Source organism: Oceanobacillus picturae (genome assembly GCF_000612865.1).
Lineage (GTDB): Bacteria > Bacillota > Bacilli > Bacillales > Amphibacillaceae > Oceanobacillus_B > Oceanobacillus_B jordanicus.
Map to the genome: position 1 here is coordinate 294,273 of NZ_CCAX010000002.1, position 24,817 is coordinate 319,089.

At 39.7% G+C, this 24,817-nt stretch carries 28 protein-coding genes; 17 read left to right on the forward strand and 11 right to left on the reverse strand.

Features of this window, described 5'->3' with window-relative positions; all coding sequences use genetic code 11:
* Positions 1 to 216 precede the first annotated feature (216 nt).
* Together BN988_RS12540 and BN988_RS12545 are read left to right on the forward strand one after the other, a co-directional pair.
* Positions 217 to 1,566 (forward strand): hypothetical protein, encoded by a 1,350-nt coding sequence (locus tag BN988_RS12540; RefSeq protein WP_036577134.1) that lies wholly within the window; start codon positions 217 to 219, stop codon positions 1,564 to 1,566.
* 27 nt (positions 1,567 to 1,593) lie between these two features.
* The gene (locus tag BN988_RS12545) at positions 1,594 to 2,244 is read left to right on the forward strand and encodes a class F sortase (RefSeq protein ID WP_036577135.1); all 651 of its coding nucleotides are present in this window, start codon (positions 1,594 to 1,596) and stop codon (positions 2,242 to 2,244) included.
* Between the two features lie 121 nt (positions 2,245 to 2,365).
* On the opposite strand, the gene BN988_RS12550 is transcribed toward BN988_RS12545, so the two are convergent.
* A complete protein-coding gene (locus BN988_RS12550; protein WP_036577136.1) occupies positions 2,366 to 3,088 on the reverse strand; it encodes a 3-ketoacyl-ACP reductase in 723 nt (240 codons plus the stop codon).
* Between the two features lie 166 nt (positions 3,089 to 3,254).
* Here BN988_RS12550 and BN988_RS12555 point away from each other — a divergent pair, with 166 nt between their 5' ends.
* Entirely contained in the window at positions 3,255 to 4,406 is a 1,152-nt protein-coding gene (locus BN988_RS12555; protein WP_036577137.1) for a thiolase family protein, read from the forward strand.
* 223 nt (positions 4,407 to 4,629) lie between these two features.
* The gene (locus BN988_RS12560) at positions 4,630 to 5,793 is read left to right on the forward strand and encodes a CapA family protein (protein ID WP_036577138.1); all 1,164 of its coding nucleotides are present in this window, start codon (positions 4,630 to 4,632) and stop codon (positions 5,791 to 5,793) included.
* A gap of 161 nt (positions 5,794 to 5,954) precedes the next feature.
* On the opposite strand, the gene BN988_RS12565 is transcribed toward BN988_RS12560, so the two are convergent.
* Both BN988_RS12565 and BN988_RS12570 read right to left on the reverse strand, forming a co-directional pair.
* Entirely contained in the window at positions 5,955 to 6,641 is a 687-nt protein-coding gene (locus BN988_RS12565) for a DUF1129 family protein (RefSeq protein WP_036577139.1), read from the reverse strand.
* Positions 6,628 to 6,972 (reverse strand): PadR family transcriptional regulator, encoded by a 345-nt coding sequence (locus BN988_RS12570; protein ID WP_036577140.1) that lies wholly within the window; start codon positions 6,970 to 6,972, stop codon positions 6,628 to 6,630. Before BN988_RS12570 ends, BN988_RS12565 begins: the two co-directional genes overlap by 14 nt.
* A 161-nt stretch (positions 6,973 to 7,133) precedes the next feature.
* Here BN988_RS12570 and BN988_RS12575 point away from each other — a divergent pair, with 161 nt between their 5' ends.
* The gene (locus BN988_RS12575) at positions 7,134 to 7,961 is read left to right on the forward strand and encodes a DUF368 domain-containing protein (protein ID WP_036577141.1); all 828 of its coding nucleotides are present in this window, start codon (positions 7,134 to 7,136) and stop codon (positions 7,959 to 7,961) included.
* A 58-nt stretch (positions 7,962 to 8,019) separates the two neighbouring features.
* Positions 8,020 to 8,340: a thioredoxin family protein gene (locus tag BN988_RS12580; protein ID WP_036577142.1), complete on the forward strand. Its 321-nt coding sequence runs from the start codon at positions 8,020 to 8,022 to the stop codon at positions 8,338 to 8,340.
* Positions 8,341 to 8,398: 58 nt separating this feature from the next.
* On the opposite strand, the gene BN988_RS12585 is transcribed toward BN988_RS12580, so the two are convergent.
* Positions 8,399 to 9,025 carry a VOC family protein gene (locus BN988_RS12585; RefSeq protein WP_051557929.1) on the reverse strand — a complete coding sequence of 209 codons (627 nt, stop codon included), beginning with the start codon at positions 9,023 to 9,025 and terminating at the stop codon, positions 8,399 to 8,401.
* A gap of 83 nt (positions 9,026 to 9,108) precedes the next feature.
* Between BN988_RS12585 and BN988_RS12590 the strand changes: the two genes are divergently transcribed.
* From BN988_RS12590 to BN988_RS12610, 5 genes are all read left to right on the forward strand, one after another.
* On the forward strand, positions 9,109 to 9,675 hold the full coding sequence (locus tag BN988_RS12590) for a GNAT family N-acetyltransferase (protein ID WP_036577143.1): 567 nt from the start codon (positions 9,109 to 9,111) through the stop codon (positions 9,673 to 9,675).
* 64 nt (positions 9,676 to 9,739) lie between these two features.
* Entirely contained in the window at positions 9,740 to 10,432 is a 693-nt protein-coding gene (locus BN988_RS12595; RefSeq protein WP_036577144.1) for a response regulator transcription factor, read from the forward strand.
* Complete coding sequence (locus BN988_RS12600; RefSeq protein ID WP_036577145.1) at positions 10,429 to 11,781, forward strand: HAMP domain-containing histidine kinase; 1,353 nt, start codon at positions 10,429 to 10,431, stop codon at positions 11,779 to 11,781. The genes BN988_RS12595 and BN988_RS12600 overlap by 4 nt, the downstream gene beginning before the upstream one ends.
* Before the next feature lie 71 nt (positions 11,782 to 11,852).
* Positions 11,853 to 12,473: a PepSY domain-containing protein gene (locus BN988_RS18405; protein WP_051557932.1), complete on the forward strand. Its 621-nt coding sequence runs from the start codon at positions 11,853 to 11,855 to the stop codon at positions 12,471 to 12,473.
* A gap of 196 nt (positions 12,474 to 12,669) precedes the next feature.
* Positions 12,670 to 13,221, forward strand: coding sequence for a PepSY domain-containing protein (locus BN988_RS12610; RefSeq protein WP_081779445.1), 552 nt, complete (start codon positions 12,670 to 12,672; stop codon positions 13,219 to 13,221).
* A gap of 341 nt (positions 13,222 to 13,562) precedes the next feature.
* On the opposite strand, the gene BN988_RS12615 is transcribed toward BN988_RS12610, so the two are convergent.
* The 5 genes from BN988_RS12615 to BN988_RS12635 all read right to left on the reverse strand — a co-directional run bounded on the left by BN988_RS12615 (position 13,563) and on the right by BN988_RS12635 (position 18,707).
* Positions 13,563 to 15,140: a bifunctional metallophosphatase/5'-nucleotidase gene (locus BN988_RS12615; protein ID WP_036577146.1), complete on the reverse strand. Its 1,578-nt coding sequence runs from the start codon at positions 15,138 to 15,140 to the stop codon at positions 13,563 to 13,565.
* Positions 15,141 to 15,254: 114 nt separating this feature from the next.
* Complete coding sequence (phnE, locus tag BN988_RS12620; RefSeq protein WP_036577147.1) at positions 15,255 to 16,055, reverse strand: phosphonate ABC transporter, permease protein PhnE; 801 nt, start codon at positions 16,053 to 16,055, stop codon at positions 15,255 to 15,257.
* On the reverse strand, positions 16,055 to 16,870 hold the full coding sequence (phnE, locus tag BN988_RS12625; RefSeq protein ID WP_036577148.1) for a phosphonate ABC transporter, permease protein PhnE: 816 nt from the start codon (positions 16,868 to 16,870) through the stop codon (positions 16,055 to 16,057). Before phnE (BN988_RS12625) ends, phnE (BN988_RS12620) begins: the two co-directional genes overlap by 1 nt.
* Positions 16,867 to 17,643 carry a phosphonate ABC transporter ATP-binding protein gene (gene phnC / locus BN988_RS12630; protein WP_036577149.1) on the reverse strand — a complete coding sequence of 259 codons (777 nt, stop codon included), beginning with the start codon at positions 17,641 to 17,643 and terminating at the stop codon, positions 16,867 to 16,869. Before phnC ends, phnE (BN988_RS12625) begins: the two co-directional genes overlap by 4 nt.
* Positions 17,644 to 17,744: 101 nt before the next feature.
* A complete protein-coding gene (locus BN988_RS12635; RefSeq protein WP_036577150.1) occupies positions 17,745 to 18,707 on the reverse strand; it encodes a phosphate/phosphite/phosphonate ABC transporter substrate-binding protein in 963 nt (320 codons plus the stop codon).
* 223 nt (positions 18,708 to 18,930) lie between these two features.
* Here BN988_RS12635 and BN988_RS12640 point away from each other — a divergent pair, with 223 nt between their 5' ends.
* The 6 genes from BN988_RS12640 to BN988_RS12665 all read left to right on the forward strand — a co-directional run bounded on the left by BN988_RS12640 (position 18,931) and on the right by BN988_RS12665 (position 22,873).
* Positions 18,931 to 19,827, forward strand: coding sequence for a diacylglycerol/lipid kinase family protein (locus BN988_RS12640; protein ID WP_036577151.1), 897 nt, complete (start codon positions 18,931 to 18,933; stop codon positions 19,825 to 19,827).
* Between the two features lie 83 nt (positions 19,828 to 19,910).
* A complete protein-coding gene (locus BN988_RS12645; RefSeq protein WP_036577522.1) occupies positions 19,911 to 20,366 on the forward strand; it encodes a MarR family winged helix-turn-helix transcriptional regulator in 456 nt (151 codons plus the stop codon).
* 92 nt (positions 20,367 to 20,458) lie between these two features.
* Positions 20,459 to 21,085, forward strand: a complete 627-nt coding sequence (locus tag BN988_RS12650) for an SDR family oxidoreductase (RefSeq protein WP_036577152.1) — start codon at positions 20,459 to 20,461, stop codon at positions 21,083 to 21,085.
* A gap of 225 nt (positions 21,086 to 21,310) precedes the next feature.
* Positions 21,311 to 21,598, forward strand: coding sequence for a glutaredoxin family protein (locus tag BN988_RS12655; RefSeq protein WP_036577153.1), 288 nt, complete (start codon positions 21,311 to 21,313; stop codon positions 21,596 to 21,598).
* Positions 21,599 to 21,634: 36 nt separating this feature from the next.
* Positions 21,635 to 22,036 (forward strand): YppG family protein, encoded by a 402-nt coding sequence (locus BN988_RS18410; RefSeq protein WP_051557934.1) that lies wholly within the window; start codon positions 21,635 to 21,637, stop codon positions 22,034 to 22,036.
* Between the two features lie 150 nt (positions 22,037 to 22,186).
* Positions 22,187 to 22,873: an alpha/beta hydrolase gene (locus BN988_RS12665; RefSeq protein ID WP_036577154.1), complete on the forward strand. Its 687-nt coding sequence runs from the start codon at positions 22,187 to 22,189 to the stop codon at positions 22,871 to 22,873.
* A 50-nt stretch (positions 22,874 to 22,923) separates the two neighbouring features.
* On the opposite strand, the gene BN988_RS12670 is transcribed toward BN988_RS12665, so the two are convergent.
* Together BN988_RS12670 and BN988_RS12675 are read right to left on the reverse strand one after the other, a co-directional pair.
* Entirely contained in the window at positions 22,924 to 23,781 is an 858-nt protein-coding gene (locus tag BN988_RS12670) for a DegV family protein (RefSeq protein WP_036577155.1), read from the reverse strand.
* Between the two features lie 76 nt (positions 23,782 to 23,857).
* A complete protein-coding gene (locus BN988_RS12675) occupies positions 23,858 to 24,769 on the reverse strand; it encodes a DMT family transporter (protein WP_036577156.1) in 912 nt (303 codons plus the stop codon).
* Positions 24,770 to 24,817: the final 48 nt, after the last annotated feature.

Here is a 24,817-nt window from a genome sequence, read left to right on the forward strand (position 1 = left end):
AGTTTAGCGCTACGTTTTTGAGTCTTGGGATGGGTAATGAAATAAGTATCCCAACACTTAGTGTTAGCACCAAATTATATATTTTTCACCGTCTGAAAAACCGGAATGTACAGGGCATTTCGGTTTTTTTTAATAAAATCTTAAAAAAGAGTGATCCAATTCAACTTTCTATTCGTTGGCTTAATAGAAAGAAAAAATCATCAAAGGAGTGGTTTCATGAATTGGAAAAAGGCATTAGTAGCTGCACCATTGAGTGCAACGTTAATTTTATCGGCTAACGGAGGGATCGTAAACGCAGAAACAGCAGACGAGCCAACAGTTGATACAGCTGCAGTGGACTTAAGGGCAGATTTAGGCCACTTATTAAGCGAGCATGCATTTCTTGCAATTGAAGCAATGCGGAATGGAGCGGCTGGGTCAGAGGACTTCGATGCATCTGTAGCGGCACTGTCTTCTAACACAGAAGATCTAACTGCTGCCATTACTTCCGTATATGGAGAGGAAGCAGGGAACGCGTTTAATGAAATGTGGAGCAGCCATATCGGTTACTTTGTGGATTACGTGAATGGTACTGCTGAGGAAGATGAAGAGAAGAAGCAAATGGCTTTAGATGAATTGTCTCAGTACAAGAAAGATTTCGCTCAATTTCTTGAAGATGCAACTGGGGAACGCCTTGAAGCAGATTCATTGGCCGAAGGTTTGCAAATGCATGTAGACCAGCTTATTGGAGCTTTTGATAGTTATGTAGCGGAAGATTATGAAACAGCGTATAAACATGAACGCGAAGCAATTGGGCACATGCATATGGTAGCGAAAGGACTTTCGAATGCAATTGCGGAACAATCTCCAGAGGATTTCAATGATACGAAGGCGGTAACCCCGGGAGGAGATCTTCGCGCAGACCTTGGACATCTACTATCTGAACATGCGGGTCTTGCAGTGATTGCGATGCAAAATGGTGTAGACGGAGCGCCGGATTTTGAAGCAGCCACAGAAGTGTTGACAGCAAACACAGAAGATCTTTCTGCTGCGATTACCTCCGTATATGGAGAAGAAGCTGGCCAGGCATTTGAAAAAATGTGGACAGAGCACATTGGCTATTTCGTTGACTATGTAAATGCTACGGCAGAAGAGGACGAAGCAGCAAAAGAAGAAGCAATGGACAACCTTGGTATGTATAAGGAAGAGTTCTCCGAGTTTATGGATAAAGCGACAGAAGGAAATGTACCAGCTGATGAATTAGCAAGTGGATTACAAATGCATGCAGATCAACTAATTGGTGCGTTTGATGCATATGCAGCAGGAAACTATGATGAGGCATTTAATCAAGCACGTGAGGCATATGGACATATGTATGGCGCTGCAAAATTATTATCTTCAGGTATCGTGATGCAGCATCCTGACGAATTCGCTGCTAATATGCCTTCAGATATGCCGAAAACTGGACTAGGAACTCCTGCAGATCATGCAAATATGACATGGGCTTGGGTTCTAGGATCTGTTGTAGTACTACTTGCAGGAATCGTAGCAATTAGAAAAATGAAGCCTGCCCAAAACAATAAATAAGGAAAAAGGAATGGAGGAGGAATAAATATGCGAAGACTACTTGTTGTCGCCCTTGCTATTTTGTTGGTTGGGTGTAGCCAAACACAAAACGAGGAAAGTTCTGTTCAATCGAATTCAGAAAGTGCCGATTCAGCAGAGTCTTCGCATCGTTCCCTTTCTGTTGATAATACAGAGGAAGCATCTGCACCTGAAGCTGAGTCGTCTCCGATCATTCAGGATAAAGAATACAACTTAAATCCTAAATCAATCACGATCGATGCAATTGATGTAGAGTCAGAGGTTGAGAGCGTAGGCTTATTAGAAAATGGTGAGATGGAAGTTCCTGAAGACTTTCGCAAAACCGGTTGGTTCGACCTTGGCACAAATCCAGGAGATCGAGGAAGTTCAGTAATAGCCGGTCATGTAGATGATAAAACTGGACCTGGTGTATTCTTTGATCTCAACAAGTTAAAAAAAGGCGACGAGGTAGAAGTCACGGGGGAAAGCGGAGAGAAACTAGTTTTTGAAGTCGTAGATAAACAGCGGTTTCCTAAAGAGGATGCTCCGATTAATGATATCTTTGGTTACACTTCGAGGAGAATGTTAAACCTCATTACCTGTATAGGGGAATTTGATTATTCTATTGGGGGAAGGCTGGAACGCCTTGTAGTGTATACAGAATTAAAATCAGAAGGATAAATCTTCTAACAGAAAGGGTTGACTGAGAAATTTTTGAGATCTCTCGGTCAACCCTTTTTTTACATTGCGCTCATCATTAGATCCAAATGCTTTGAAAAGAACTCTCCACTGCTTCTCTGTTTTAAAATGGGTTGGTCGCCCATTGTAAGGATTGTTTGATGAATATACGAGGATGTAATTTCAACTGGGACACCATGTATTCCGCTAGATCTTCTGGCTGCATATATTTTTCCTTGTTTTGTTCATCCAGTTTTTCACCAAAGGCAAGTTCTGTTGCGACCAGACTTGGATTTAAAGTAAAGACGCGAATATTATGTCGCCTTACCTCTTGCATTAAAGCCTCTGTCATCCCTTGGATAGCAAATTTAGAAGCACTATAGGAAGTAGAACCAGCTGTTGCCTTTAAGCCATTACTTGATGAAATGGTGATAATGTCTCCTTGATTTTTTTCTATCATGTCTGGTAACACCGCTCGTGTAACATGATAGGTCCCAAAGACATTGACTTCAAAAGTGTGTTTCCAGGTTTCCGGGTCCATTTCCAGGATGTTCCCATGGGCCCCAATCCCTGCATTGTTAAGGAGTATGTCAGCTGTGCCAAGCTCTCTTTGAAGCTTAGAAATAGCTAGATCCACTTCTTCCTGGTTTGAAATATCAGCAACAGCGATACTTGTTTTTACACCATGTAGTTGAGCCTTTTCTGCTACTTCTTGCAGTTTACTCTTTGTCCGTGCAATTAAACCAACATGGACTCCCTCACTTGCCAATTCGAGTGCTGTAGCCCTTCCGATACCGCTACCTGCACCTGTAATATAAGCTATTTTTCCTTTAATCACCTGTCCCACAAAAGATCATCCTTTCTTTGTTCTAGGTTAAGTATACGTGCTGTTTTAGCTAGATTCAAAAATTACCAATTAGCCTTACACGATATTTCAGATGGTTTTGAAAATTGGCTTTCATAGTTCGAGCAAGGAAGATATAATAATCGTATAAAGGATTGGAGGGAAAGGAATGAGAGAGGTTGTTATCGTGTCAGGGTGCCGAACTGCTGTAGGAAGAAGAAATGGCACACTTGCCCAAGTGAGATCCGATGAATTGGCAGCAGCTGTATTAAGTGAAGTGACTTCTAGAGCAAACCTTAGCAAGGATTTAATAGAGGATGTTATTTTAGGTTGTGTCACACAGGTCAAAGAGCAAGGAGGAAATATAGCCCGTACCGCTGCTTTGATGGCAGGATTTCCTATCCATGTACCTGGTGTTACGATTGATAGACAATGTGGTTCAAGTCAGCAGGCTGTGCACTTTGCTTCACAAGCGATTGCCTCAGGTGACATGGAAGTTGTGATTGCTGGTGGTGTAGAGAGTATGTCACGAGCGCCAATGTTTTCTAATATTGGAGAAACAAAGCCTAGTAGTAGTCTGACTGCTAACTATGACATTGTGAACCAGGGGATATCTGCAGAAAAAATTGCTGACCATTGGAACTTCACAAGAGAACAACTGGATTCCTTTTCTTTACAAAGTCATGAAAACGCTTTAAACGCAATGGAGTCAGGATATTTTAATAAGGAAATTTTACCTGTTGAAGTAGCAGGAAATAATGGGGATATAAATAAATTTAAAATAGATGAAGGCCCTCGAGCTGATTCAACAAGAGAAGCGTTAGCTAAGCTTAAACCAGTATTCAAGGATAATGGAAAAATAACTGCCGGGAATGCTAGCCAAATGAGCGATGGGGCAAGCGCTGTCTTGTTGATGTCCGCTGATAAGGCAAAGGAACTTGGAGTCAAAGCTAAAGCACGTATTATTGCCCGCACCGTTGTTGGATCTGACCCTACCTTTATGCTGACAGGGCCGATCGCTGCTACAGATAAAGTACTAAAGCGGGCGGGACTAACCATCAAGGACATGGATCGTTACGAAGTAAATGAGGCCTTTGCATCGGTGCCACTTGCCTGGTTGGAGGAAACGGGAGCAGATCCTGGAAAATTGAATGTGAATGGTGGGGCAATTGCGCTTGGCCACCCATTAGGAGCTACAGGAACAAAACTATTAGTCTCCTTAATGCATGAGCTGGAACGAGTGGAAGGAAGGTACGGATTGCTGGCTGTTTGTGAAGGTATGGGGATGGCGAATGCTACGATTATTGAGAGGCTACCATAAAGCCTAACAGGGCGTCGAGAAAATGAACAAACTAATCCTGCTAAAGGTAAACTAGAACAGGTACATTCATCGTCAATAACACAGCAAGCCAACTTTTCAAGCCACCCATTAACAAGTTACTTAATGTTACAAAATACGCTAAAAAATGCTAGATTTCCGTACAGCAGATTAGAAAAATAGTATACTAGTAAAGGAGGGATTTAATTTTAATAGAGGTGAATAAATGAAGTATAAAGTAATAAGCATTGTTCCTGCCATGCTTTTGATGTTATTAGTCCTAGTCAGTTGTGCTGGGCAGAATATAGAGTCGGTTCAAACAGCAGAAGATCATGTAGCTTATAATTCTGCTATTCAAAAAAAGCAAAATATAAAAATGGAGACAAGTATTACGGTAGCAGCAATTGGGGATATGCTGATCCATGCACCGGTATATCGGGATGCAAAGACGGAAGACGGTTATGATTTTACACCGATGCTTCACCAAGTAAAGCAATATTTACAAGCTCCTACAGTAACCATTGCAAACCAGGAAACGATGATCGGTGGGGAAGCACTTGGCCTGTCCACATACCCGCAATTTAACAGTCCGTTTGAGGTTGGCGATGCATTAAAGGCGGTTGGTGTCGATGCCGTAACGCTTGCCAATAATCATACACTGGATCGTGGAGAAGAAGCAATTCAGCGAGCAATAGCGCATTGGGAAACGATCGATATGATGTACACCGGTGCTTATAAAGATGAAGAAGATCAAAAGCATATTCGCGTGCAGGAAACCGAAGAAGGCATTTCCCTTGCTTACCTTTCTTATACTTATGGGACAAATGGTATACCCACGCCAGCGGGCAAGGATTATCTTGTTAACAGGATAGATAGGGAGAAGATTGCGGAAGATATAGCAGTAGCAAAGGAAAGGGCAGACGCTGTTATAGTAAGTCTTCATTTTGGTACAGAAAATGAACGTATGCCAAACGAGGAACAAAAGGAATTAGCACAGTACACTGCAGACCTTGGTGCAGATGTCATCATTGGCCACCACCCCCATGTATTACAGCCAGTAGAATGGCTAACGGGGGAGAATGGAAAGCGAACTTTGGTTGCCTATTCGCTGGGGAACTTCTTATCCTCTCAGCAGGAATATTACCAGCGAATTGGAGGAATGCTACAGTTTTCTATAAGGAAAACCAGTCAGGTTGATGAGGCTCAAGTCACAGTGGAAGAACCAGCATTCTTACCAACATTTATGAGCTATACCGATTTTAAGGATTACCAAGTATTGCCGATGTTCGATTTAACTAATAAGGAGCTTGCAGGGGCTTCGAATGCTTATGAAGCTATAAAAGCCCATCTTTCACAATGGATGCCAGAATTGCAGTTTATTGAAGAATAAAAACGAGACGGCCCCCTCTGAACGCTACATTATACGTTTGAGGGGGCTTATGTCTGTAAAAAATACGGGCGGGTTTGGAGGAGACCACCCCTGAAGTTAGCTACCAGTGCAACTTCAGGGGAGCTGCCTAACCGATCGGTTTTTACTTTGTACGAGCTCGTTTAAAAGTTTTGTTTTCTTCTCATAAGAAAAGAGAAAACATAGAATATCACACCCAAAATGGCTAAATAGTATGTTGGGATGCTAATTTCCTTACCAAATGATGGCATGAAAAAATGGATGACGACAATGAGACCGATAAAAGCAGTGCTAATAGCCCATACCTGTAAAAATTCCACCCAATTTTTTGTCTCCTTTTTGGAGAAGGTAGATTGCTTAATCCACTTTAAAATTGCCAAAATAAAAGCCCCGAGCAGTAGCAGGTCAATACCCAATATTACAAGTCCAGATCCGATGGAGAAAGTCGTTAGCGCACTACCAATATCAAAGAAATAATTGAGCGCAGTACCTAAAATTCCATAAGAGCCAGCAAAAAAGCCAAGAAATTGCAGGATGACCATCATGATTAAAGATGCCTGATTCTTCCGATTCTCCGTTGGAATTTCTTCTACAACCTCTTTGCAATACGCCTTAGGATCATCACCAAACACTTCTTCAGCTGTTTTTCCTTCCTCTTGTGCTTGTAAGAGATGCTCAAGCATTTCCAATAAGACTTCTTCTGTTTGCTGTTCAGATTTATTGCCGTTCAAACGGATATAAAGGAGCATGTCTTCATAATACTTTAAATTATGCTCTGTTAGTCTGGTGCGTTTTTCATTGTTTAGCTCAATAATTTCAGTTGCTTCCATCTGTTTTTCCCCCTTGCTCGATAATATTGTCGACAGGACCCTTAATTAATGTCCAATGATGCGTAAATAATTGTAATGCTTCCTGTCCTTTTTCTGTAAGCTTATAGTACTTTCGCTTGGGACCAGATTCCGATGCCCGCATTTCGCCAATGATGAGCTTTTCTTTTTGTAAACGAAGCAGTATTGGATAGATAGAGCCCTCACTTACATCAGACAGGCCAAATTGCTGGAGCTTAACAGATAGCTCATAGCCATAGGCTGGCTGTATGTTTATGATGGAAAGAATACAACCTTCTAGAATACCTTTTAATAATTGACTGCGTAATGACAATTTACCACCTACCTTGTATAACAATATAGAGGTTGAAATAATAGCTACCTTGTTTAACAAAGTAGCTTATCTTAAGTATAAAACTTTTTCTATAAATTGCAAGTCTTATTTGATATGATGATTTTATGTAGAAAATTGAAACGCAAAAGGGAGATTTAAAAATGGAGTGGAAAAACATATATCGAGGCATGATGATGGGAGCAAGTGATGTGATCCCAGGGGTAAGTGGGGGAACGATAGCCGTTCTACTTGGTATTTATGACAGATTAATTGCTGCAATTAATGGCTTGATGAGTAAAGACTGGAAAAAGCAGCTTGGCTTTTTAATACCGCTGGGGATAGGTGTAGCAGCTGCGATCTTACTGTTAGCAAAATTAATAGAGTGGTTGTTTGAACATTATCCAGGGCCAACACAGTTCTTTTTCCTAGGATTAATAATTGGGATTCTGCCTTATTTGTTTCATAAGGCGGAAGCAAAACAGAAGTTTAAAGGCAACCACATCTTACTGCTGCTAGTGGGTGTGGTTGTAGTTGGGTCTATGGTTTTCCTTAATGCCGGAGAGGCAGCAGTCATTACTACTATGGATACAAAAACGTATATTTTATTGTTCTTTTCTGGTTTTATCGCAAGCAGTGCGATGATTTTGCCGGGAATTAGTGGTTCCTTTATGCTCCTTATATTAGGTGTCTATCCAACAGTTATTGGAGCAATTAGCAATCTCCATTTCGATATTATCGCGGTAACAGGTTTGGGAATTGTTATTGGCCTAGTGTTTATGAGTAAAATTATTAATTACTTTCTTACTCATTTTCGGACAGGTACCTTTGCATTGATTATCGGGCTTGTTATAGGTTCGATCTTTGTAGTATTTCCAGGAGTACCTGCCACAACGCCTTTATTTCTCCTAAGTGTCGTGACATTTGCAGCTGGTCTTTTTGCAGCTTATATACTTGGAAGAGTGGAGTACAAAGACGAAAGCACACAATAGGACAAGTATCTTAAAACACGTTATACTGAGAGTATGTATTATGAAGGAGTGAAATATAATGGAGCATCTGGCAACAGAAGAACAATTTAATGAAATCATTCAAAGTGAAGAACCAGTCATTGTAAAGTTTTTTGCAGATTGGTGCCCAGATTGCAAACGAATGGACATGTTCATCGGAGACGTGATGGAGGAGTTCAATAATTATAAGTGGTATCAAGTTAACAGTGATGAAATAAAAGGTATTGCCCAACAATATGAAGTAATGGGTATTCCGAGTATTCTTATTTTCCAAAACGGAGAAAAAAAGGCCCATCAGCATAGTGCTTATACAAAATCACCAGAGTCTGTTACGGAGTTTTTGCATCAGCAATTAGGTTAGGCTAAAACGAAACGACCCGCAGTTTATACTGCTGGGTCGTTTTTTCTTCCTTAAAGTATTATTTTAAAGTAAACTGGATTTCTTTCTCACTGTGAAATAGAATTTTCCCGTTTTTTGCCTGGTACTGATGATTGAATATTGGTAGATGTAATGCTTTCTCTACATCTGTTTGATAAGGGGATGGAATTTCCAATTGAGTAAGCTCCTGTTCATTAACTAATGTCTTATCAGCTGGTATATTTGTACTCTCCCATTCGATTAAAAAGGGGAGTTTGGCAGCAGGCTCAGGGAAGAGCATTTCCCAAGAAAGCGCCGTTCCATCTGGCCTCGTTCTTCCTGCAGCAACTGGGCCATGATAGGGGATCGCATTCTTTCTAAAATTCGCTTCAAATTGTGCCATATCTTCGGTACGTAATGCATACTGGATTGGTTTTTCCTCGTTTTCCTCCAATGCTTTAACTACCTGCTTGATAAGTGGGTTGTTAGATTGAGAGGCGAGTTGCTTATCAAATAAACCGATCCATTCGATATAGCAGTTATTAGCAAAATAGCTGAGATAATTATGTGTTCCCCACTGTTCGTGTTCTCCTCCTTTTACTACGGTTATCCCGTGTTTTTCTCCAAAAATCTCTGCGGCATTCTTTGGATCATGGGCTGTAATGACAATATGGTCGATGGCTAACAAGGAAGCTCCTCCTTTTATATGTTTCTAATTTTCATAAATCTAGTATAATAGAAAAAACTTCATTTGTAAGGGAGAGGGACTTCTTGAATAAACATCCATTGCTTATTGATTTTCCACAGGAAATAACGACAGAAAGACTCCTAATCAGAATACCTCAGCCAGGGGATGGGCAGAGCGTTTTTGAAGCAATCCAAGCAAGCAAACCTGAGCTAAAAAAATGGTTACCGTTTGCTCAGGGGGAGCAGACTTTAGAGGAAACAGAAATTAATGTTAGAGAGGCGCATATTAATTTCCTCAAACGTGAAGACATGCGGATGCACATCTTTTTAAAGGACACCAATACGTTAATTGGATCAACTGGCTTCCATCGTCCGAACTGGGATATTCGGAAGTTTGAAATAGGTTACTGGTTAGACACGAGGTATTGCGGCAATGGATATATGACAGAGGCGGTAAGTGGCCTTACGGAATTTGCCTTTCAGGAGCTACAAGCTAATCGTATAGAAATACGCTGTGATGAACTAAATAAGCAGAGTAGTGCTGTTCCAGAGAGACTTCACTTTCAGTTGGAAGGAATATTAAAAAGTGAGGATAAAGCGGTGGATGGCGAAGAACTACGGAATACATGTATTTACGCTAAGACAAAATAAACAGAGGATATAACAGCCCTTTTTCTAGAATATAGACATTCCAACTTGAAAGCTGGTGAAAGCAATGATACAGCCTAAAATCTTAATTGTAGAAGATGAACAAAAGCTAAGCAGAGTGCTCCAGCTAGAGCTGGAGTATGAAGACTATGAAACAGGAATTGCTACGGACGGCAAGGAAGCGTTAGAAAAGATTGAGGAAGAGCGATGGGACTTGGTCTTACTTGATATCATGCTGCCAAAACTGAGCGGGTTAGAAGTATTACGAAAAGTGCGGAAGTCAGGAGAGACGATGCCGATTATTCTGTTAACAGCTAGAGATGAAGTGCATGATAAAGTTAGCGGTCTTGATATCGGTGCAAATGATTACATTACAAAACCCTTCCAGATTGAGGAATTGCTTGCCCGTATCCGAGTACATTTACGAACCACATTAAGCCAAAACAATAGCGGAGAGTTACTTAAAGTCGGCGATCTAACTGTGAATATGGGGAGCAGAGAAGTGAAGCGGCAGGGAATGAGTATTGATTTAACACCCCGAGAATTTGACTTACTTGTTTGTCTTCTGAAAAATAAAAACATCGTGTTAACAAGAGAGCAACTTATCGAGCAAGTATGGGGGTTTGATTACTATGGAGATACAAATGTAGTCGATGTTTATATTCGTTACCTTAGACAAAAAATAGATAAAGGTTATGATGAGGCTTATATCCAGACAGTTCGGGGCGTTGGCTATACAGTGAAGGATCGTTCCAAATGAAGCTTCGGACTAAAATCCAATTGTTTTCCAGTATTTTCATCCTTCTTCTTGTTTTACTTGTTAACACAGCGATCTATTTCCTTTTCTATAAGATTTCCACAGACAGCCAACTAGAACAATTAGCTGAACAAACCTCCACCATTATAGAGGCGGTAAACAATGATCCAGCTACTGCAACCAATGAATTTATGAAAGCATATTTACCTCAGAATGGGATGATACGAGTTATTGATCAACAGGGGACGCCATTTCTTACCGAGTTAAATGATACCTATACCTTTCGTGACCCTGTTTTTACGGAGGCGGAGAAACAGGAAATCGTATCACCTGAAGATGCCCCAGACGTCGCAGTGATTTCAAAGCCCATCATTTGGAGTAATGGAAGCCATGCAAATGAGGTCGTTACAATAGAGGTTTCTAGTCAGTTAGCCCCTCTGGAAGAGACAATGCAAACACTATTTTTTGTTTTAATGGCAGCTTCAATTATTATGCTTATCCCTATAATTATTGCTGGAAACGTACTCAGCAGGTTTTTATTGAAACCGATCAAGGCACTAATTTATGCAATGCGCGAGAATATGCAACAAACATCATGGAAAAAAATAAATGTGGAATCTCGTTCAAAGGATGAATTATACGAAATGGAAATGACCTTTAACGAAATGATTGATTTCCTAAAAGAATCCTATGAAAAACAGGAAGTCTTTGTCTCGGATGCTTCGCACGAATTAAAAACTCCAATTTCGATTGTGAAAAGCTATGCCCAATTATTAAAGCGGAGGGGAACCGGAGATCAGGAGCTTGTTAAGGAATCATTAGAAGCAATTGATTCTGAGGCAGATCGAATGCAAAAGCTAGTGGAGCAGATGCTTTCATTAGCTAAAAATAAGCAGGACAGGGAGAAAGAAAGCGTGAATCTAACTCCGCTTGTGGAACAGACTGTCCTAACCTTTCAAAAAGCTTATGATCGAGAAATCCAATTCAAACGGGAAAGTGATGAATGTATTGTTCAGGGACTACCTGATCAACTACAACAGGTTGTTTATATATTAATAGATAACGCTTTGAAGTATAGTCAAGGAGAGGTTGAAGTAGAGTTATCAGGTAGAGATACGGTAATCGAGCTTACAGTAAAGGATTACGGAAAAGGAATAAGCCAGAAGGATCAAAACCGGATATTTGATCGCTTTTACCGGGTAGATAAGGCGAGGAGCAGAGATACTGGTGGAACAGGACTAGGCCTGGCAATAGCAAAATCCATCACGGAGGCTCATCATGGAGAACTCACGGTTAGTAGTAAAGTAGGGGAAGGGACAAGTTTTTTACTTACCCTGCCACTTTCTCAGTGAATTCTAATCTAACTCACCAATTTTTCAAAGTATGAGCTATTACACTTCAAAGTAGTTGGGAGGAGAGTCCGATGAAAAAAAAGACTGTTATGATGACAGTTGGGCTTGTTGTGCTAGTGCTGATTGGGTTTGGGATTTTTCATTTCTTTGCCAGTTCTGCAAGCCCTGACTACTCAAAGAAAGACATAACGCAGGTGATTACGGCCCAATATCCTGGAAAAGTGAGTGAACCGCAGCTGAATGAAAAGGAAGGCTTTTATGAAGCTGTTGTAGATCATGAGGGAAATAAATATATAATTAAAGTTGATGCCAACACAGGCGAAGTAAAAGGACTAGAGTTGACGGAAAAGCGTATAGAAACTAATACAGACGCAAATAAAAGTACAGATACAGAGAAAGAAACTGGTAATGCAAACACGGAAGACGACATTGGCAGTGAAAAAGGCCAAGAAGACGATGAAGACGGAGATACGAAGCATACGGAAGAGGACGTGACCGTCAGTATGAGTAAAGCGAAGGAGATTGCATTAGAGCGTTTCCCGGGAAAAATTGATGAGGCTGAATTGGATGAAGATGATGGTAGGTATCTTTATGAAATCAAAATTATTAATGGAAACGAAGAAGCGGAATTAGAGATAGATGCTTTTACAGGGGAGATCCTCTATCAAAATATCGAAGTCGATGATGACTAATTTGTGAAAAGCTGCTGAGTGGCAGCTTTTTTTAATGGCTTTTTTAGACCCCAGGACGGGGCGTACTTAGTCGGCCTTCCTAAAAAACGTGTGCTTTTCGCTTTTGATTTTTTCTCATCAAATTCTAATGTTATCCACACTGTCTTTTCATTGGGGGCGGCTATTATATAAGTATTAACAAAAAGGAGGAATAAAGATGATGAATAAAAAATTAGGTTTAATAATCGGTTCAATGGTAGGTGCAACGGTCTTGGGGTTCGGCGTTTACCATTCAAGTGCAGACGCTAAAGATACGAAGTTAAACACAGATAGTATTCAACAAATGGTGTCGGAACAATATCCGGGAACTATTACAGAACTCGAGCTTGATAAAGAGGGAACAAAGAAAGTATATGAGGTTGAAGTGAGGGATGGGGATACGGAAACCGATCTTAAGCTCGATGCAGATACTGGAGAGGTATTAAAAGAAAAGTCAGAAGTGATAGACGCAGATGATGATTTTGATGACAATGAGAAAGAAAATACAGTGGCTAAGACAGATGACTTAATTAGCGAAAAGAAAGCTACAGACATTGCTAAAAAGGAATTTGATGGTGAAGTTCGCGAAGTAGAACTTGATGAAGATGATGGAAGAGCTGTATATGAATTAGAGCTAGTTAAAGATAAAAAGGAAGCAGATTTCGACATTGATGCTGTAACAGGTGAAATTCTTGAAATGGATATAGATACAGAAGATGATGATGACTAATATGAAAGGTGAAAAAGGCTGGGACATAACGTCCCAGCCTTTTTAAAACACGAACAATAATAAACTAACTACTTAATTACCGCTCTGGAAAATACTCCGCTTTCCGTGGGCACGGCCTTAGTCTCCTCAGAAGCAAAAATCGCTTCTTGCGGGGCCTTCGGACTCGTGCTGTTCCCACTGGAGTCTCCGCATTTTTCCTTCGCTAAAGCGTGATTCAAATATCGAAAAATCAGGGGTTATCCGGATATATTCGAACGTTTTCTGCAATACTCCGTTTGAATATCAGTTTTTTCTTGTTTAATTTTCTTATGTCCCAGCCTCTTTTGCTTTCTGCATTATAATTACTTCGCTTTCACTACAAAATTAGGGGTAGCGGTAGCTTTTACGGTTTTGTGTCGTTCAAAATAAGAACGAATAATTTCCACAGCATCTTTTTGGATTTCTTTTACCACAGGCTTTTCTTTAAACATATCATAATTACCCCCGCCAGTGGCTCGATAGTTATTAAGTACGACATGGTAGCTTTCGTCATAAGCTATTGGTTTGCCATGATAGGAGATGTCTTTAACTCTATTTCCTACAGGCTCATTTACTGAGATAGAGTACTGGATACCTTCCCACATATCATAGTTATAATGTTGTGGCTTAGGAGTTTCAAACGCAGGGTTAACAGCAATATCTCCATCAATTAGCGTGAAATACTCTGCACTCTTTTCTAAGGCCTTCTTTATGTCTTCTCCTGTAAGCTTAAGCACTACAAGCGTATTTGGATACATATAGTTAGATACGACATCCCGCATTGTGACAGAAGATGAAAAGCCTTTAGATGTATTATTAAGTAATGAAGTAACAGAGATATCAACCCCGCTTTCCTCCATTTGTACCTTTTGTATGAATTCAATGAAGGGGTGCTTGGAAATTCGCACTTGAAATGGATCATGAATTGTCATATCACCTTTAATAAAACCAATTGGTTCATCTAGCCAATTTTGAGTCGAAGCTTCCAAAGCCTCTATTGCTTGTAAAGCCTCGTTATCAGCAGGGACAGAGGTGAGATCACGAAGGTGGGCTTCTTTTTCTTTGATTATCCACTTTCCTGATGCGTTAGACAAGGAAAGGTTTATTTCTCCATATAAAGTGCCATTATTACCTGGCTGGATTACAAGAACATCATTAACTTTTCCAGTAAGCTTTCGGTGCTGATGACCAGTCAGCAGGACATCAATTCCCTCTATGTCACACATTCTATATCCTTGGTTTTCCCCTGTAAGGGCTTCTGTTTCATGTCCGGTCTCCAGATCACGTTCAAATCCTCCATGATAGGAAGCGATAAGGATATCTGGCTCTTCTGTTTGACGAATATAAGTTGTCCATTTTTTTAACGTTTCATAGGCATCTGCAAAATACAGTCCCTCTATATGCTCTGGTGATTCCCAGTTCGGGATGTAATGAGTAGTTACACCGGTAATAGCAACTTTAATGCCGTTCGGTAATGTTTTCATGATATAGGCAGGGCCATATTTCGGCTTATTTGTGACGGTATCGATGATATTAGCTGAGAGCCAAGGGAATTGAGATTGTTCCACAGCATCAGATAATACATCACTGCCAAAATTGAACTCGTGATTTCCAATTACTGCGCCATCAATTCCGATTTGGTTCATAATCGTGATCATTGGATTTTCAGTATGTCTATGCTGTTTAACATAATGGGTCATAAATGGTGTTCCCTGGATTAAATCGCCATTATCAAGCACGAGAACATAGTCTTTTTCCTTTCGTACCTGTTTAACAGCAGTGGCATACTTAGCTAACCCGCTGTCAGAATACTCATTAGTAGCGTATGAGATTGGCATGGCATTTCCATGCACGTCACTTGTATATAATAGTGTGAGTGAAGCTTCTTCGTGTTTTTTCAAAGTGGTGCATCCTTTCTACATAGAGTCATGGCTCCTAGTGATTAGTTTCCTGTGAGACATAAGGAAAGTCCCACAGGCTATACCTGCGGGACATGACATACGTATCACCCTTTATTATACGATTTTACGACGTATACGGGCAGATATAAAGTCGATGATTGTAACAACAATAATTATAGCGAGAAGAATTAGACCCATTTCATTCCAATTACGGTTATTCGCGGCGAAAATAATCATTGTACCAATACCGCCAGCACCTACGATACCGAGGATGGAAGAGGCGCGGATGTCAACTTCAAAACGGTAAATCGCATAGGAAAGGAATTCCGGTATGATCTGTGGAATGACCGCATAGAAAAGTATTTGAATCTTATTCGCTCCGTTCGCTTCCATTGCTTCGACAACTTTCATATCAATTGATTCAATGACTTCTGAGTAGAGCTTACCGAGCATACCTGTTGAACCAATTGCGATAGCTAAAACCCCAGCAAATGCGTTGGGTCCTACGGCTACTACAAACAGAATAGCTAGAATAATGTCAGGAAAAGCACGTACTGCTGACAAGATCCATTTTCCTATCGTGGTAAGAATTCGGCTTCTTGTCATGTTATGTGCAGCTAAGAAGCCCAATGGTATAGCAAGGATTGCAGCCATTAAAGAACCGGCAAACGCAATTAAAACAGTTTCCAGTATGCTTAAGGAAACTTCAGCTGTTGCCGACCAATCCGGACTAAATAGGTTTGGAATAACACGTGCAAAATTGTCTTGAATTCGAGCTATTGCTCTTGCCCAATCAATGTCAATCCCAAGAAAGGTCCATACGTAGATTGCCACAATAATCGCCGCTATAAGGATGGTTTTAATTTTTTTAAACAGGGATCTTTCCGGCTTTGGAGGTAGTGTATAAGTTTCCATTAAATTAATGCCTCCCTTAGCTTGTTGCTGATATATTCAATGACAATAACCACAACGAAAATCAAAATAATAATGGCCATCGCGTTTTGATAGTTATAGAAACCGAGCTGCTGATCGAGAACTAGTCCGATACCTCCCGCTCCTACAAGTCCAAGAACGACAGAGGCACGTATGTTTATTTCAAAAACATAAAGCACAAATGATGTGAATTGCGGAAGCACCTGTGGAACCAGTCCAAAGAAAATAACTTGTAAGACGTTACCTCCTGAAGCCCGCATTGCTTCTAATGGATTCATATCGACAGATTCAATTGTCTCACTAATAAGCTTAGCCAAAATACCTAATGAGAAAATGAAAAGTGCTAAAATCCCAGGTAATACTCCAATACCAAACAATCCAACGAAAATTACTGCTAAGACGAGATCAGGTATCGTACGTAAAATATTCATCAACGTTCTTGTTGCATAATATAGTGGTTTAAATGTAGTAATGTTTTGGGCAGACATAAGGGCTAAAGGAACGGTTAAAATCGCAGCACAAGTTGTCGCGACGATTGCCATTTGGATCGTTTGTGCCATTGGTTCCCAAATAGCGGGGATAACACTTAAATTAGGTGGGAAAAACTTCCCTATAACTGTAAACATATTGCCAAGTGAGTCTCCAAAACCGCCAACCATTTCACGCTGCGTCCAAAACATACTGAAAAAGTAAAAGCCCAAAATTACGATGAAAATAATGGAAACTTGTGCTTTTGTCTTAACAGGATACAATGAAGGTGTTTTACCTTTCACTACATCCTTTGATTGGTTGGTCACGATTCATCCGCCCCCCCACGCAAGTCATCCTCACGTATCGAACGGCCATAAATTTCTTCAAAGGTCTTTTCATTCACTTCAGAAACTGGTCCATCAAATACTACTTCGCCTGCACGCATTCCAATAATGCGGTCTGCATATTCCATTGCCATATCGATGAAATGAAGGTTTACGATAGTTGTGATGTTATCCTCTTTGTTAATCTTTTTTAAATAGGACATTACCTGATGCGATGTTGGTGGATCCAAAGAAGCCACAGGTTCATCTGCTAGTATATAGCCTGGTTTTTGTGTGAGTACACGAGCTATACTGACGCGCTGCTGTTGACCACCACTTAGTTCGTCAGCGCGATTGTAAATTTTCTCTGAAATATTCACCCGCTGTAGACTCTCGTAGGCAAGTCCAACATCTTCTTTTTTATAAAGGTTTAGAATTGAACGCAATGTTCCTGTATGTCCAAGACGTCCTGCAAGTACATTTTTTAACACATTACTACGTTTTACTAGATTATAGTTTTGAAAGATCATGCCTACTTTTGTACGCAGTTTACGCAATTCTCCACTTCGGTAGGATAGAATATCTTCATCATCAACTAATAGCGAGCCTTTAGTTGGGGTGACAAGACGGTTAATACTACGGATAAAGGTTGACTTACCAGCACCTGATAAGCCTACTATAACGACAAATTCTCCATCATTAATGGTTACATTAACATTTTTTAGTCCTTCTGTACCGTTAGGGTAAACAAGGCCGACATCCTTAAATTGAATCATTATATGTACTTCCTCCATTACAGCTTTAGTTTTTCTGAAAACTAGGAAAAAAGGGAGAGATTAAGCTCCCCCTTTTCCAATTCAGTTATGTTTATTAACTTTTAAAGCTCGATATTATCTTTGAATTCCTGGTATGTTTCTTTAACTACTTCATATTCTTCGTCTGAAGCTTCATCAATCGCATCCCAATTGTAGACATCGTTCATAATTTTAATCATTTCTTCATCATCGTTAAATGACATAAAAGCTTCTTTAATTTTTTGAACAAGCTCATCATCTAAATTTTTCGTTACAGAAATGGTATCGTTCGGAATTTCATCTGTGTAATCAAGAACAGTCAACTTATCCATCACATCAGGATATTCTTCTTCAAGCTCTGTACGCACATCATCAAATGTTGTCGCTACGTCTGCCTCGCCATTATATACAGCAAGGGCTGAGTTATCATGGCCACCTGATTGTACTGTACCGCTGAAGAATCCACTTTCAAGTTCTGGAGCTGAAGCGTAATCAAATTCTTTCATTAACTGGCTTGCTGGGAATAAGTAGCCAGATGTAGAACTCTTATCACCGTATGCCCAAACTTTTCCTTCAAGATCAGCAAGTGACTCTATACCAGAATCTGATCTAACAAGATATTGTGCTTTATATGTACCAGAACCGTATCTAATAGATTTTAAGATTACTTCAACATCATATTGCTCATTTGCAAGAACATATCCAAAAGCAGGGATAAAACCGATTTGTACTTGGTTTGCACCCATTGCTTCAACTAGTGCATTGTAGTTCGTCATTACTTGTCCTTTTACTTCAATTCCCAATTCTTCACCTAAACGATCTGCTAGAGGTTCTACAGTATCAGCGATTGTGTCAGAATCCTGTGAAGGAACAAATCCCATTACAAGTGTATCTGGGGTATCCCCACTGCTCTCGTTGCTGTCTTCGCTACTCTCGCTGCTGTTATCACCTTCCGCATTGCTTGAGTCTGAATCATCAGAGCTTCCGCATGCTGCTAAGAATAGTGCAAGTGCCAGCACAAGTAATAGACTATAAAGTTTTTTCATCTTGACCCTCCTGTTATTTCTTAATATATCTTACTATTATATTAAATACCAAATAGGTCGAAAATGCTAGACTATTTTTATAATTTTACGTAATTTTTACAAAGTAATTGTAGAATAGTAATAGATAATAAAACACTAGTTTTCTATATTGCGACAAAGATGAGGTTTCTTTTGACTTGAAGAAGGAAATAAATACAATAACGTACAAGAGGAGTTGATCGTCATGCCGAGATTCAACAAGGCATTGTTACTATATAATGGAAATGCGGGCAAAGGAGATATAGAACAAAAGCTTAGAGATACACTTCCCATTCTCTCGCGAGGTATTAAAGAGCTCATCGTCTTGCAAACAGCCTCTATAGAAGAAGTTACAGAAACATGCAAAACATATTCTGATCAAGTTGATTTACTCATTATTTTAGGAGGGGATGGTACGTTACATTGCTGTATTAATGCCCTTGCCCCACTTCCTAATAGACCAATCGTTGCTGTGTTGCCTGGTGGAACATCTAATGACTTTAGTAGAATGCTTCAATTACCGCAAAATTTAGCAAGTGCCGCGGAAGCTATAGTAGATGGAACGGTTGTAGATATGGATGTAGCCCAATCAGATGATACATATTTCTTAAACTTTTGGGGAATTGGGATGGTTGCAGAGACGTCCAAAAATATTGATGAACAACAGAAAAAGTCACTAGGGGTTCTCAGTTATTTTATGAGTACGCTTAAAACAGTTAGTAAATCGGAACAATTTACGTACAAAATTAAAGTGGAAGGGGAAGTTTATGAAGGAGAGGCAGTCGGGATTCTCGTACTCAACGGCACTTTTATAGGAACGCGCCAACTTCCCATTTTAACGATTGACCCTACTGATGGCCTTTTGGATGTCCTTATTATTAAAAACTCCAGCCTTGCGTCCTTTAGGGAGCTTCTTTCTATGAACAACGCCGAATTAAATAAGGAAGCACTACAAGAATTAACACATTTCCAGGCAAATGAAATAAAGGTTAGCACAGGGTCTGCAAAAGAGATAGATATGGATGGAGAAATCTCTACGAAAACGCCGGCCACCATCCGTGTTCTCCCTAAGCATATCCAGATGATTCAGGCCAAGGAGTAAAAACTATTTAAAAAACTTTCTATTTTAGCCGATCAATATAATAAGAAAATGATAATGGGTAAATTAGAAAGTGGGAATCATTGGTGCACACATCACAACAATTAAATGAAAAGAAACAAGACCCTTCCTTAAAGCTCTTTGTCGTATTGGCAAAGTCTTATCGGTCAGTAATGGAGCAGGTAGAGAAAGATATTCAGTCAAGGGGTTTAAATCTAACAGATTTTGCTGTTCTAGAGCTTTTATACCATAAAGGAGAGCAGCCTCTCCAAAAAATTGGCGAAAAAATTCTTTTAACAAGTGGAAGTATTACATATGTTGTAAACAAATTAGAAAGGAAGGGATATTTAAAACGAAAACCTAATCCTGCTGACAGACGGGTAACGTTTGCTGTCATTGAAGAAAAGGGTACGGAATTATTAAGTAGGATCTTCCCAGGCCATTGGGACAAAATTAAAGAACTTATGTCTGTCTTAGATGAAGACGAAAAAGTATTCGCAATTAACATTTTAAAAAAGCTCGGGAAAAATGAGATGGAATAGATTATTAGTCGAAGCAAAACATCCTAATATATGTTTTGCTTCTTTTTATTTAGGATACATACATTACATGACTTTACAAGGAGGCATTATAAATGCGTGTATTAGTTATCGGAGCAAATGGTAATGTAGGGAAAAACATCGTAAAAAATATAAAGAATACAAAAGAGCTTGAACCGGTCGCTATGATACGAAAAGAAGAACAGATCGAATACTTTAATGATATAGGTGTTGAAACAGTTTTAGCTGATCTGGAAAGTAATTTTGAAAAAGCCTTTAACAAAATAGATGCAGTCATTTTTGCTGCAGGTTCTGGGCCAAATACAGGTCCTGATAAAACCATTATTATTGATCAGGAAGGAGCAATCGAAGCTGCAGATCTTGCAATGAAGAACGGTGTAGAGCGCTTTGTTCTTCTAAGTTCCATGGGAGCTGATCAGCCAAAAGAAGCTTCCAAGGGGAAATTTTATCTGTACGCAAAACACCGTGCAGATGAATATCTGAAATCCACAAATCTTAATTATACAATTGTTAGGCCAGGTGCATTAACAGACGACCCTGGAGAAGGGAAAGTGAACCTTCAGGAAAGTGGAACAGAATTCGGTGAGGTTCCGCGTGAAGATGTTGCAGCCGTAATTGTACACCTGTTAACTAAAGAAGGAGCAAATGGAAAAGTATATGAAGTTGTGAGTGGCAACACGGAAGTAGCCAACGTATTATAATAAGCCGATTGTAATCAGTACCCGCCACTTTTAAATGGAGTGGTGGGTTTTTTATCCTAAAAACAGCCTAGAACCTCAGTATCCTTTTGGCCTCTTTCGCATAATAAACGCAAAAAAAGACATCCTAATTCGCTGAATGTTACATTAATGTTACAAAGAGGTTTCGATTTTAATGAAACGGGTATAGGAAAAAGGAATTACTTAAATACTTGCGGAGGTATCATCATGAGTAAAAACAATGTATGGGTCTATATAAGTGAAGATAATAAAGATTGTGAGCGGGTATTAAACCTTTTGGATAAGAAGAATGTTCCCTATGAGGTGAAAAATGTTACAAAACACCCGGAAAACAAGAAGGAGATGCAAAAGCATGGCATTTATGGCACTCCTGCGACGTTTATCGGGGACGAAAATAATTTAATACTTGGATACCAAGAAGAAAAGCTAAATCTCATGTTAGGAGTGCTGGATAAAAACTATCTGTTGAACACAGATGCTGATCCTGATGCATAATATATACCAGTCAACATGAAAGGGAGGTATGTAAAGATGTATCATCGGCCTTATGATCAGTATAATAATTACTATCATCCCAGCTTTAATAATGGAATAAATGAACAATCATACCAACCACCACAACAACCATCCTATTCTATTCCACCAACTAACGCAGCATACCAACCAAACCAGTTCCAAACCCCGTATGATTTTTTTTCGAAACCGCAGCAACCAGTAAACTGGCCGGAGTATATGCAACTAAATTATCCAGTAAACACGCAGCAATCATCTAACATAGCAACAGGGAGCAATATAAACGGGCTTCCCCAAAAAGGAGAAACGCAACTAGACCTTGATAAAGTACTGTCTACAGTTGGCCAAATTGCTAATACTTATCACCAAGTATCCCCGATTGTAAAACAGTTTGGAAGTGTAATGAAGCTTTTTAGGTAGCCAGTATAAAAATGTCCTTCCTCTAAATTGATCGTTGGAAAATAAATGAACAGAAGGAACTATTAAAATTCGTTTTATAAAAAAAACGGTAATACTTTGTATTATTAAGGGTAAAAGAAGGGTAGATGCGGAAAAAAGAGGAGAATTTTTATGATAGGATGTTTAGTCATACATGGATATACTGGGGGACCTTATGAAGTAGAGCCATTAGTAAATTACTTGCATGAACATACCGATTGGCATATCGAAGTGCCAACACTGCCAGGGCATGGAAGGCAACTTGATTTAAAAGGAAAATCTCACAAGAACTGGATAAGCGCAGCAGAAGAAGCACTAAAGGGATTAATGGAAAAGTACGAACGTATTTACGTCATCGGGTTTTCAATGGGTGGCATGATTTCTGCTTACCTGGCTGCTAAGTATAAAGTAGACAAGCTTGTCCTACTTGCCCCTGCAGGGAAATATTTGTCTTTCAAGCAAATCGCCGTGGATGCAGGTGGATTTGTCGCAGATGGTGTAAGAGGAAAGTTGGGGAGTAATAAGTTATATAACCACTACCGTAACAAATTAGGACGGGTTCCGTTTAAAGCAAACTTGGAGTTCTTGAAATTAGTTAAGTTTACCAGAGGTTACTTAAAAAAAGTTGAATCCGAAGTCCTAATTGCCCAAGGTCAGATGGATGGGATGGTTCCATATAAAACCGCTTATTATCTAGATAAAGAAATCACCTCAGAAAGGAAAGAGGTAGTGTTTTTTGAACGCTCCCGACACCTTATTTGTCTAGGAGACGATAGAGAGACCCTGAATGGTATGGTACTTCAGTTTTTAACCAAATAGAAAACAACGAAAAACGAGACAGTCATCTGCCTCGTTTATTATTTTCAATCTTATTTATCCTTAAAGAAGGAAATAACCAACGCTCCTTCACCACCATATGTGGAAATAAGTGGGCCAGCTTCTGTCAAATAAGCATCTTGAAATGGATGAGCATTTCGAATATCCTCTAACACACTCTTTGCGCGACTTTCAGCTTTGCAATGTGTCATCGAAATAACCTTGTTCTCCACCGTTTTAGTATACTCCCCGATTTGCTCAATAAATCGACGAATCGATTTTTTGTCACCACGGACTTTCTCTGAAACTTCAATGGATCCTTCTTCACTTGCTTTCATTAATAATTTTATATTAAGCGTTTTAGCAATGGTTCCTTTTACTTTATCCAGCCTTCCACCTAACACCAAATTATCTAAGGTTTTTAATATAAATAGGGTAGTAGTTTGTTCTACTCGTTCTTCCAGATGACTTGTTAACTCTGAAAAGCTATAGCCTTCCTTAAGCTTTACTTTCGCTTCATGTAATAGTAAAGAGATACCGCAGGAGGCAGTCTTCGTATTTATTACTTCTATTTTTCGCTGTGGTTCTTCTTCGAGCAGTAAATCTTTACCAGCAACTGCATTATCATAGGTACTGCTTAGACCTTTGGAGAGGCTTAGCATTAATATGGGCTGTTCTGGGTCGACTTGCTTATATGCCTCATAAAAGTCATGTGGACTAGGTGCGGCTGAGCGTGGAAGCTCATGGTCTTCCTTAATTTTTCTATAAAAATCATTAATATCCAATTCTGTGCCCGTTTTATATTGTCCATCTGAAAAGTGTAAATAAAGGGGAACAATGATTAGGTCCAGGTTGTCATGGAGGCGTTGTGGAATATCCGCTCCCCCGTCAGTCATTAATTGAACGTTCATGAGATCACCCGTTTCTTAAAAGTAAGGTACTGCAATTATAGCAGTTGGTTCCTATGATTTATACTCACATAAGAGGTTATTTACGCTCTTTTTGTGCGATTGTCACAGAAGATTTCCTTGACGTACTTAATATAAATAGAAATAAACCAAAGATAACAATAGTCCCTCCTAGTAACTGGGAGCCTGTCACCTTTTCATTAAGTAATAAATAGGCCAAAATAGTAGCTCCCACTGGCTCAAACACAATGCCCATTGAGATAGTAGAGGTGCTTAACCACTTTAATGCCCAATTAAATAGGGTATGGCCGAAGAAGGTCGGTACAATGGCCAAGGCAAGAAATAACCCCCAGTGGTTGGCCGGGTATCCGAAAAAGGGGTTCTGAACCGCGAGATTATAAAGTAACAGTGTTATGGAGCTAGCCCCATAAACGAGAAAGGTATAAGTCATTAAGGAAACGTTTCTTCTCACGCGTTGCCCAAATAAAAAGTATACCGTTACCGTGATAGCCCCTAATAATGCGAGAATATCGCCAAGCAAAGCCATGCCACTTATTTGAAAATCACCCCAGCTAATAATGAAACTTCCAAGCAGGGCGATGAGCATACTGATAACCGCTCCTGGAGAAAATCTTTCTTTAAAAAAGAAATAGGTCCCGAGAAAAGCAAATATGGGCTGTAACGTCACTAGCACTACTGAGCTTGCAACAGAGGTATAGTTAAGCGACTCAAACCACAAAATAAAATGGAGAGCGAGGAAGATGCCTGCCAGTATGGAAAAGATCCAATCACGCTTTTCGACAAGTCGAAATTCATCTCGGTACTTTAATAAAACGACAGGACTCATAATTAAGACGGCAAACAAAAGGCGATAGTTTGCAATAATTGCAGCGGGGGCTTGATCTGCCAATTTAACCAAAACAGCTGATGTCGAAACAGAAATGACACCGATTACAACGGCGGCATATGGATTGAATGGGGGAAGACGCATCTTAACCCTCCCTATCTTATTAAGAATACTTTTAAGGCAAGCTTTTCT